Source organism: Trinickia sp. (genome assembly GCF_051953405.1).
Lineage (GTDB): Bacteria > Pseudomonadota > Gammaproteobacteria > Burkholderiales > Burkholderiaceae > Trinickia.
In genome coordinates this window covers 19,834-30,375 of sequence record NZ_JBQCIV010000118.1, presented here as the reverse complement: position 1 = coordinate 30,375, position 10,542 = coordinate 19,834, and the positions used below count along the sequence as shown (strand labels likewise).

Annotated in this window: 7 protein-coding genes; 2 read left to right on the top strand and 5 right to left on the bottom strand. The window is 63.6% G+C overall.

The window, feature by feature from the left end; genetic code table 11:
- Positions 1 to 90 precede the first annotated feature (90 nt).
- The gene (locus ACTHN9_RS20140; protein ID WP_440538537.1) at positions 91 to 375 is read left to right on the top strand and encodes a hypothetical protein; all 285 of its coding nucleotides are present in this window, start codon (positions 91 to 93) and stop codon (positions 373 to 375) included.
- 16 nt (positions 376 to 391) lie between these two features.
- Here ACTHN9_RS20140 and ACTHN9_RS20135 read toward each other — a convergent pair whose 3' ends face one another.
- The 5 genes from ACTHN9_RS20135 to ACTHN9_RS20115 all read right to left on the bottom strand — a co-directional run bounded on the left by ACTHN9_RS20135 (position 392) and on the right by ACTHN9_RS20115 (position 8,059).
- A complete protein-coding gene (locus ACTHN9_RS20135; protein WP_440538535.1) occupies positions 392 to 3,256 on the bottom strand; it encodes a DUF4118 domain-containing protein in 2,865 nt (954 codons plus the stop codon).
- 79 nt (positions 3,257 to 3,335) lie between these two features.
- Positions 3,336 to 3,917 (bottom strand): potassium-transporting ATPase subunit KdpC, encoded by a 582-nt coding sequence (gene kdpC / locus ACTHN9_RS20130; RefSeq protein ID WP_440538534.1) that lies wholly within the window; start codon positions 3,915 to 3,917, stop codon positions 3,336 to 3,338.
- Between the two features lie 101 nt (positions 3,918 to 4,018).
- Positions 4,019 to 6,148 (bottom strand): potassium-transporting ATPase subunit KdpB, encoded by a 2,130-nt coding sequence (gene kdpB / locus ACTHN9_RS20125; RefSeq protein WP_440538533.1) that lies wholly within the window; start codon positions 6,146 to 6,148, stop codon positions 4,019 to 4,021.
- A 13-nt stretch (positions 6,149 to 6,161) separates the two neighbouring features.
- The gene (gene kdpA / locus ACTHN9_RS20120) at positions 6,162 to 7,970 is read right to left on the bottom strand and encodes a potassium-transporting ATPase subunit KdpA (protein WP_440538532.1); all 1,809 of its coding nucleotides are present in this window, start codon (positions 7,968 to 7,970) and stop codon (positions 6,162 to 6,164) included.
- Positions 7,967 to 8,059, bottom strand: coding sequence for a potassium-transporting ATPase subunit F (locus ACTHN9_RS20115; RefSeq protein WP_102648608.1), 93 nt, complete (start codon positions 8,057 to 8,059; stop codon positions 7,967 to 7,969). Before ACTHN9_RS20115 ends, kdpA begins: the two co-directional genes overlap by 4 nt.
- A gap of 393 nt (positions 8,060 to 8,452) precedes the next feature.
- Between ACTHN9_RS20115 and ACTHN9_RS20110 the strand changes: the two genes are divergently transcribed.
- Positions 8,453 to 10,531 carry a hypothetical protein gene (locus ACTHN9_RS20110; RefSeq protein ID WP_440538531.1) on the top strand — a complete coding sequence of 693 codons (2,079 nt, stop codon included), beginning with the start codon at positions 8,453 to 8,455 and terminating at the stop codon, positions 10,529 to 10,531.
- The last annotated feature ends 11 nt before the right edge of the window (positions 10,532 to 10,542 follow it).

Below are 10,542 nucleotides of genomic sequence, written 5' to 3'. Positions count from 1 at the left end.
CGCCCACCGCGCCCCGCCCCGCTTGTGCCCCTCTTTCCCCGCCCCTCCCGCCCTCTGAGCGCTACCGCGATTGCCGGTAAAATGACCGGCATGGACAAGTGCCGTTATTGCGGAAAAATCCGCGACGAATGGGAATGCCATGGACAGGAGTGCCGAACCGCGATCGCCAAGGCGTTGCGCCGGCATCGTTCCGGCTTGCCGATGGTGGCGAACGTCATCCGCAACGAAGTGCCCGCGGGCGCCAGTACGAGCGAGGTGATCGCCGTCCTGTCGCGGCAACGCCTAAGAGCGCGCCGCGCCAACGAAGAGCGACGCGAACAGCGCGAAGCCGAGGGCGACGCGCCGCTCCCTCGAAGCACACCGACGAGCCGATAACCGATGCCCGTCTCGTTCACGATGTGCGCCGGTTCGATTGAACCGCGCTCAACGACGACGGCAAATCGGTCGCACCCTGTGGCGAACTCGGCACAGCGGCACCCGGGGCAACCTCCGGCGCCGCGGCGCCGTCCTCGATCGGCTCGGCCTCGATCGTCGGCGTTTCGTTCGCCGGGAGCGTGAACCAGAACGTCGCGCCGATCACGGCACCGTCGGCATCGCGCCGATTATCCGCCCCGATCTGGCCGCCATGCGCCTCGACGATCGCACGGCAAATCGCCAAGCCCAGACCAATGCCGGGCTTGGCCGATTCCTTCTCGCCGCGCGTGAATTTTTCGAACAAGCGCGACTCCATGCCGGTGGGCAGCCCCGGCCCGCAATCGCGTACTTCGACTTTCACGCAGCGCTCCGAATCGGTCTCGAGCGTCGCGGCCGCGATCGTGATCGGCGAAGCGGCCGGCGTGTACTTCGACGCATTCTCGAGCAAATTGGCGAAAAGCCGCTCGACCAGCACGGCATCGAGCTGCACGAGCGGCAAATCGGCCGGCACGCGCGCTTCGATCGTCCGCCCCGCCAACATCCGGCGGCACGCCGATAGCGCGGCCCCCACCACTTCCTCGATCGACGACCACTGCCGATTGAGCCGCATGCTGCCTTCCTGCAGCCGCGCCATGTCGAGCAAGTTCGTCACGAGCCCGGTCATGCGCAACGCCTCGTCGTGAATCGCCTCGGCGAGTTCCCGCTCGCGTTCGCCCATCGGCCCGCCGCCGGGCACCTGAGCGAGCATCGACGCAAAGCCCACGATCGACGTCAGCGGCGTGCGCAAATCGTGCGAAATCGCCGACAACAGCGAGTTGCGCAGCCGCTCCGATTCCATGCTGACGAGCGCGTCCTGTGCGATCTCGACATAATGAACGCGCTCCAGCGCCAGCGCGATCTGCGACGCGAGCGTGTCGATCATGCGCCGCTGCTCCGGTATTTCGAGTTCTTCCATCCGCGGCGACTGAATCGCAATCACGCCGCGCGTGCGCATCGGCGCTTTCAAGGGCAGATACAGCGCGGACGCGGCCGGCAGTGTATCGGTTCCGTGGCCGGCGTTCTTTTGCTGGTCGTACACCCACTGCGCGATATCCAAATCGACGGACGACGCATCGAGCGTCAACGCTTCGTCGGGATTTTCGATCTTCTGCTTGACCTTCTCCGCACTGTCGGGCAACAGAATCGCCACCCGCGCCTGAAACACTTCCGCTACATGGCGCGTGCCGATCTCGATGATCTGCGCCGTCGCCAACGCGGCGCCGAGTTCGCGTGCCATCGCGAACATCGCACCCGTCCGGCGTTCGCGCATCGTCGCAATACGCGCTTGGCGCCGCAGGCTCGCCGTCAAATGGCTGATCGTCAACGAGGTCATCAGCATCACGCCGAACGTCAGCAGATACTGCGTATCGGACACCGTAAACGACATGCGCGGCGGCACGAAAAAGAAATCGAAGCCCGCCACGCCCAGAAACGAAAACATCACGCCCGGCCCACGCCCGAGCTTCGCCGCCGTAAAGATCGTGCCGAGCAGATACAGCATGACCAGATTCGCGAGCGAAATATGGCCGACGAAGAAGCTCGCGACGATCGTGATCGCGGCGCAAATACCGAATGCGTAGGAGTACGAAACGAGGGTGGAGCGGCCTGTGCCGGCACCGATACTCGCAAAGCGCGTCACCGCTTCGCCGCGCTCGGCCGTCTCGCGCACGGTGCCCGAATTGACGAGCGTGACGTCGATGTCGCGCGCCGCCCGTATCAGGCGCTCGCCCGTCGAGCGGCGCAGCCAGCCGAGCCATCCCGACGTCGGGGTCGCCCCCACGACGAGCTTCGAGACGTTGCGCATGCGCGCATAGGCGATCAGTGTCTGCGTCGCGTCCTGGCCTTGCAGCGTGACCGATTCCGCGCCGAGTTCCGAGGCGAGCTTCAAGGCATCGAGCGTGCGTTTGCGAATCGCATCGGGCAACCGCTGCAGCTTCGGCGTTTCGACGTAGACGGCGAGCCAATCGGCCTTCAGGCTCGATGCAAGCCGCGCGGCCGCGCGCACAAGCGTCGTGCTTTCGGGGCCGGCGCCGACGCAGACGATGATCCGCTCGCGCGCCTGCCAAATGCGCTCGATCGATTGATCGGCACGGTACTCGCGCATCTGTGCATCGACGCGATCGGCCGTGCGCCGCAAGGCGAGTTCGCGCAGCGCGATGAGGTTGCCCTTGCGGAAAAAATTGCGGACGGCGTTTTCCGCTTGATGCGGCAGATACACCTTGCCTTCGCGCAGACGATCGAGCAGTTCCTCGGCCGGCAGATCGACGAGCGTCACTTCATCGGCCATGTCGAAGACGCGATCGGGCACGGTCTCCCACACACGAATGCCGGTAATCTGCCCGACGATGTCGTTCAAACTCTCCAAGTGCTGGACGTTGACGGTCGTATAAACGTCGATCCCCGCATCCAGGAGTTCGTGCACGTCCTGCCAACGCTTCAAATGGCGCGAGCCTTGCACGTTCGAATGCGCAAGTTCGTCGACGAGAACGAGCCCTGGCTTGCGCGCGAGCGCCGCATCGAGATCGAACTCGGCCAGTTGCCGCCCGCGATACTCGATCCGCGCCGGCGCCAGGATCTCGAGCCCGTCCAGCAGCGCAAGCGTTTCTTTGCGGCCATGCGTTTCGACGAGGCCGACGACGACGTCGACGCCCTCTTCCAACCGGCGCCGCGCCGATTGCAGCATGGCGAATGTCTTGCCGACGCCTGCCGATGCACCGAAGAAAACCTTCAGCCGGCCGCGGTGGCGCTTTTCCTCCTCGCGCTGAATCTTATCGAGCAGCGCGTCGGGATCGGGTCGTTCCATAGAAGGTCTTCATCATGACCGAAGGTGATGCTTCAACAACGGTGAGCCTAATACTCGCCCGCCTCATTCGCAAACCGTTTCAGTGTAGCGGTTTCAGTCCGTCGAGCGCGAGGTTGAGCTTGAGCACGTTCACCCGCGGCTCGCCGAACACCCCCCACTGCCGCTCGGACGTATTGTCCGCGATCAGCGTCCCGACTTGGTCCGCCGTCAGGCCGCGCGCCTTCGCCACACGGGCCGCCTGGTAGGCGGCAGCCGCCGGCGAGATATCGGGATCCAGACCGCTGCCCGAGGAGGTCACGAGATCGACCGGTACCGGCAGCGTGTTGGTCGGATCGGCGTCGTGCAGCGCGCTCAATCGCCCTTTCACTTCATCTGCGAGCGCGGGATTCGTCGGGCCGAGGTTCGATCCGCCCGAGTTCTGCGCGTTATACGGATTCGGCGACGTGGCCGACAGACGGCCCCAGAAGTACCCGGGCGCGTCGAATTGCTGCCCGATCAACTCGGAGCCGACCGCTTTGCCGTCTTTCTCGATCAAGCTGCCGTTCGCTTGGTGCGGAAAGACAGCCTGCCCGATCGCCGTAACGACGGCCGGATAGACGATGCCCGTGACCACCGTCAATGCCGCAAACAACACGAGCATGGGTCTCAGCATATTTTTCATGATCAATCGATCCAGACAAATGAGGTTCTAAACGGGCCCACCGCACCCAAACTTGTTTTGCTGCGCCGGCCGGGCCCACGATCGCAAGCGAACGGCGAGCGTCAAGCCCAGCCCATCGCCGTGATCAGCATGTCGATCAGCTTGATGAACGGGAACGGCAGCAAGATGCCCCCGAGGCCATAGATCAGCAGATTGCGCCGCAGCAGCGAGGCCGCGCCGAGCGCGCGATACTTCACGCCCTTCAACGCCAGCGGAATCAGAAAAACGATGATCAAGGCGTTGAAGATCACGGCCGACAGAATCGCCGAAGCCGGCGAGGTCAAATGCATGATGTCGAGCACGCGCAGTTGCGGATACGTCGTCGCGAACGCCGCCGGGATGATGGCGAAGTACTTGGCCACGTCGTTCGCGATCGAGAACGTCGTGAGCGAGCCGCGCGTCATCAGCATCTGCTTGCCGATCTCGACGATCTCGATGAGCTTGGTCGGGTTCGAATCGAGGTCGACCATGTTGCCCGCCTCTTTCGCCGCCTGCGTGCCCGTGTTCATCGCCACCGCCACGTCGGCCTGGGCGAGCGCGGGCGCGTCGTTGGTGCCGTCGCCCGTCATCGCCACGAGACGCCCTTCGGCTTGATGCGAACGGATCATCTTGAGCTTCGCCTCGGGCGTCGCTTCGGCGAGGAAATCGTCGACCCCGGCTTCGGCGGCGATCGCGGCGGCCGTCAATCGGTTGTCGCCGGTAATCATCACCGTCTTGATGCCCATCTTGCGCAGCTCGGCGAAACGCTCCTTGATGCCGCCCTTGACGATATCCTTCAGCTCGATCACGCCGAGAATCCGGGACACGCCGTTCACCTTTTCCGCCACGACGAGCGGCGTGCTGCCGCGGCGCGCGACGTCGTCCACCGCCTTGATCACTTCCTGCGGATAGCGCCCGCCGTTCTCTTCCGCATACCGCTTCATCGCATCGGAGGCACCCTTGCGAATCTCGCGGTTCGGCAGATCGACACCGCTCATCCGCGTTTGCGCCGTGAAACCGAGGAAGACGGCGTTCAACGCGTGCATATCGCGTTCGCGAATGTTGAAGCGCTGCTTCGCCAGCACAACGATGCTGCGGCCTTCGGGCGTTTCGTCGGCCAACGACGACAGTTGCGCCGCATCGGCCAACGCTTCTTCCGTGACGCCGGGCGCCGGAATGAACGACGACGCTTGCCGATTGCCGAGCGTGATCGTGCCGGTCTTGTCGAGCAGCAGCACGTCCACGTCGCCGGCCGCTTCCACCGCACGCCCCGACGTAGCGATCACGTTCGCTTGCATCATGCGGCTCATGCCGGCCACGCCGATGGCCGACAGCAAGCCGCCGATCGTCGTCGGAATCAGGCAGACGAGCAGCGCCACGAGCGCAGTAATCGTCACCACGTGGCCCGCATGGGCAGCCGCTACCGAGAAGATCGAGAACGGCAGCAGCGTGGCCGTCGCGAACAGCAACACGAGCGTGAGTGCCACGAGCAGGATCGTCAGCGCGATTTCGTTCGGCGTCTTTTGGCGCTTGGCGCCCTCCACCATCGCAATCATGCGATCGAGAAAAGCCTCGCCCGGGTTCACGCTCACGCGCACGACGATCCAATCCGACAGGACGCGCGTGCCGCCCGTCACCGACGAAAAATCGCCGCCCGATTCGCGAATGACCGGCGCCGATTCGCCCGTGATCGCCGATTCGTCGACGGAAGCGACACCTTCGATGACTTCGCCGTCGGCGGGGATCGTATCGCCCGCTTCCACGAGCACCACATCGTCCTTGCGCAGATCGGTGGACGTGACGATCAGAACGGGCGATTTCGGATGCGGCTCGTTCAGCTTCTTGGCCATCACGTTGTGCTTCGCGCTGCGCAGCGACGCGGCTTGGGCCTTGGAGCGCCCTTCCGCGAGCGCTTCGGCGAAGTTGGCGAACAGCACGGTGAACCAAAGCCACAGCGCGATGGCGAGGATGAACCCCGCCGGCGCTTCGGCCTGCCCCGCCAGCGCGGCAACCCACAGGATCGTCGCCAAAATGCTGCCGACATAGACGCAAAACATCACCGGGTTGCGCAACTGCGTGCGCGGCCCGAGCTTCTTGAACGAATCGACGACCGCAGGCTTGACGAGCGCCGGATCGAACATCGAGCGCACGGCGGTCCGTGCCTGCCCGAGATTGTCGGGGCGATGGACAGGCGGTTGAGTGACAGTTGTCATGCTTTCCTCGAAATCAATGACCCGAGATCATCGTGAGATGTTCGGCGACGGGGCCGAGCGCCAATGCCGGCACGTAAGTGAGCGCGCCCACGAGTACCAGCGTGCCCAACAGCAGCACGACGAACAGCGGCCCGTGCGTCGGCAGCGTGCCGGACGTCGCGGCAATGCGCTTTTTGTTCGCCAGCGAACCGGCAATCGCCAGTACCGCGACGATCGTGCCGAAGCGCCCGAACCACATGGCGATCGCCAGCAGCACGTTATAAAAAGGCGTGTTGACCGAGAGCCCTGCAAAAGCGCTACCGTTGTTGTTCGCGGCGGAGCTGAACGCATAGAGCACTTCGGAGAAACCATGCGCGCCCGGGTTCGCAATGCCGCCGGTGCCGAGCGGCGACAGCACGGCGATCGAGGTGCCGGCGAGTACGAGCAGCGGCGTCAGTAAGATCGCGATCGACACCATCTTCATTTCGTACGCTTCGATCTTCTTGCCGACGTACTCGGGCGTGCGGCCGATCATCAAGCCGGCGACGAACACCGCGAGCAGCGCGAACACCAGCATCCCGTATAGGCCCGAACCGACGCCGCCGAAGATCACCTCGCCGAGCTGGATCAGCAGCATCGGAACGAGGCCGCCCATCGGCGTCAACGAATCGTGCGTGTTGTCGACCGCGCCGCAGGACGCGGCCGTCGTCGCGACGGTAAAGATGCCCGACTGAGCGATGCCGAAGCGCACTTCCTTGCCTTCCGCGTTACCGCCCGGCTGCAAGGCCGTCGTGCTTTGATCCACGTGCAGCGACGCGAATAGCGGATTGCCGGCCTGCTCGGCGGCAATCTCGCCCCAGCACGCCACGGCAAACGCGATCGTCATCGCCGCGAGCACGGCGTAGCCTTGACGGCGATCGCCGATCATCCTGCCGAACACGACGCAAAGGCCCGCCGGAATGACGAGGATCGAGAGAATCTGGACGAAGTTCGACAGCGGCGTCGGGTTCTCGTACGGATGCGCCGAGTTGGCGTTGAAGAAGCCGCCGCCGTTCGTGCCGAGCATCTTGATCGCTTCTTGCGAGGCAACGGGGCCCATTGCGATCGTCTGCTTGTCGGCCTTCACGTCCTGCATCACCGGATTGCCCTTTGCATCCTTCACCGGATTGTTCTGCGCGTCGGTCTTGGCCACTTGGTAGGTCGTGACCTGCACCGTGGGCACATCCTGATACGACTTGAAGTTCTGAATCACGCCTTGGCTGACGAACACCAGCGCGAGGATCGTCGCGAGCGGCGCAAGGATATAGAGCGTGATCCGCGTCAGGTCCACCCAGAAATTGCCGATCGTTTGCACGGTATGGCGCGCGAAACCGCGAATCAACGCGATGACGACCGCAATGCCGGTTGCCGCCGACAAGAAGTTCTGCACCGTGAGGCCGGCCATTTGCGTCAGATAGCTGACGGTCGCCTCGGGCGTGTAGTCCTGCCAATTCGTGTTCGTGACGAAGCTGACAGCCGTATTGAAGGCCGCATCGGGCGTCATCGGACCGAAGGCCTGCGGATTGGCGGGCAGCCATTGCTGCAAACGCAGAAAGCCATAGACGGCCAGCGTGCCGAGTGCATTGAACAGCAGGACGGCGAGCGCGTAGTGCTTCCACGACATTTCGGCGTGCTCGTCGACGCCGGCAATTTTGTAAAGCAGCGCTTCGATCGGCCTGCCGACCTTGCGCACGACGACGGAGGAGCCGTCGAGCACGGCCGTCATATACCGGCCGACCGGAAAGGCGAGCGCAATCAATACGACGAGAAAGAGCGCGGTCTGAAGAAAGTTATTGGCGTTCATTCGAGGTCCTCCGCGCGCAGCAGCGCGTAGACGAGATACGCCAGCAATAGCAGCGTTGAGGCGCCGGCAAGCCACATCATCCAAGCGATCACGGCCGGCCTCCCGGTCCGCGGCCGCGAAGCTTCTCGCAGCCGGCGGTCAGCGCCACGCATAGCCCCAAGAAAATGGCCATGCCGACGAGATAAATGACGTCCATTCTTGTGTTCTCCCATAGCGGATCAGGACAGCGTGAAGCGTAGAGGGGATCGAGTAAAAGCCACGATAAGAGTGAACGAGCAAGCGTAAAAATCTCGTAAACGAGTCGCCAAGCCGCCCGCAAGCGAGCTTTCGAGCCCAGCACCGTCTCCGTGCTCTCGGACTCGTCCTAGAATTCCGCATGAAAACGATTTACGCGCGCTGACCGGCTAACCTCCTCGCCGCGGCTCGACACACCCGTCCTTCGCGTGTGCCGCCGCTCCATTTATTTATTTGAAGAGGCAAAGATGTTTAGCTGTTCGCCCATCCGCGCGCGCGTGTTCCCGCGCGCGGTGCTGTTGTTCGTTTCTCTGATCTTCACAGTCGACGCCGTCGCCGATTCGGGCGACTATCGCGCGCGCACCGAGACGCTTTCCGGCGGCCTACGCGTGGCCGAACAGGTCGATGCCGTCACGTTCCCTCAGTTCCAGGGCACGCCTACGGCCTCGTCGAACCCCGATGCGCCCAGCGTCGGCGCCGGGCAGGCGCGCGCCGTTCGTGTGTTGCTGCCTAACAAGGGCGGGCAGACTTTTGCACTGGCGTTGCCGGATCACGCTGGCTATATCAACGTGAATTTCTATAACCACAACGTGGCCGTGGAGTACAGCGGGCCGTCTGTCTCTGCGTCGGCCTCTCCCTTCCTGGGCGGCGACCCGGGATTTTGGATAGCCGGCGGATCGAAATGGGCGCGCTACTACAGCGCATCGAGCGAGTTGACTCGCAAATCCAGCCATTTCCTGCTCACGCTCTATGTCATCCCCCGCCTGGACGGAAACGCGCGCACGCAGGGCACAGCCAATCTCGTCCTGACCGTCGACGCCGCCACCGTAAGCGACATGCACATCATCCGCGGGCGGTCGCTGGCCGATAACATCGCGCTCGCGGTCGGCGATGACGATTGGTCCCGTTGGCGCGAAAAGCCGATCCGTGCGGGCATGCTCCCCCGCGATAGCCTGACCGGGCCGAGCGATCTTCCGGAAAAGTTCGCGCGTCGTTTGCCCTTCGTCGAGCAGCGGACAATCGCCCTGCACGACGATCCGAACGAGCACCATCGCGACAAACGCTGCATGACCGACGTGGCCTATCACTTCACCAACGTCCAGGCCGCGCTCTTGGAGATCTACTTCGGCCGGTCCGATCTGTGTGCGCTCGATCCGCATCCGAACCAGGACATCGGGGCAGCGCTACCGCTCGTCGAAGTGGCGGAACTCGCCGATATCCCGCGCGTGCTCGAGCCGACCGTGTTCGAAGCGGCCGCGCTCGATCCGGCGCAGTTGCAGGCCGAGGACGCGTTCGATGCCGCCATGGACATCCAGTTCTGCAATGCCAATCACGTACAGGCCGCCAGCGACGAGGTTTGCACCGACGAGGACCACCGCGCGGCTGCGTCCCTCGGCGAGCTGTCGCCCGTGCGGATCGACGAATTGCTGGCGCAACTTGCGCGCATGTTCGACGCCGATCAGCCCGGAACGGCCATGTTACGCACCGGGAACGAAGCGCTCGACCGATGGCTCAATGCCGACTTGATTCGCGCCGAGAATGCGTTGAACGCCGCGCAAGCCACGGCGCATGTGTCGGATGCGAGAGCAGCGCCGAAGGAGCCGATCAAAACGAACAAGAAGAAAAAGGCCAAGCTCGTCAAGGCGAGCTGCGTGCAACCCGCGCTCGATCAGGCCGCATCCGACGACGATGGATTTCAGTTGTGCGTTCGCAACGCAAAGCGGTCGTTGCGAGAAAACGAACATGTCGTCGCCCTCACGCCGGCCGTTCAGACCGCCGACGACATCGGCCGCTTTCGTCTACGAGGAACGCCCGAGTTCAATAGGCTTGCCCGGGAAGTCCGAAATACCGGGCGAGGGATGCCTCACGGCATCGCCGAACACGAGTTTGCCGGAATGACGGCAGCCATCGCGAGAGATCCTGCGCCGACCGGCGACAACCTCGGCTTCGTCTTCATCAACGATCCCACGCAACAAGGCGTCGACGCGCGCTTTCGCTTCGGCGTCGAGCATATCTGGGCGGCAGGCGGAGGCGGCGGCGACAATGCGGGGCATCGGAACGACTGGACGAGGCTGGAAGGGCTCCCCGTCAATAGCCGCGACATGCTCGTGCAGGTGATCATGACCGCGTTGACGGACCCGAATGCCCAATACACGCAAACGCGAATGCGCAACGGCAACATCGTGCGTACCTTCAGCTATTTCCTCTTCCGCCACAACAACACGTTGTATGCGATTCGGAACGTGCGTATCGTCTTGGGTCAGAACGGCATGGTCGTGACGGCGTATCCGCTCCGAAACGCGAATGCACAAGCGCTGTCGATGTAGGCGTACAGCGC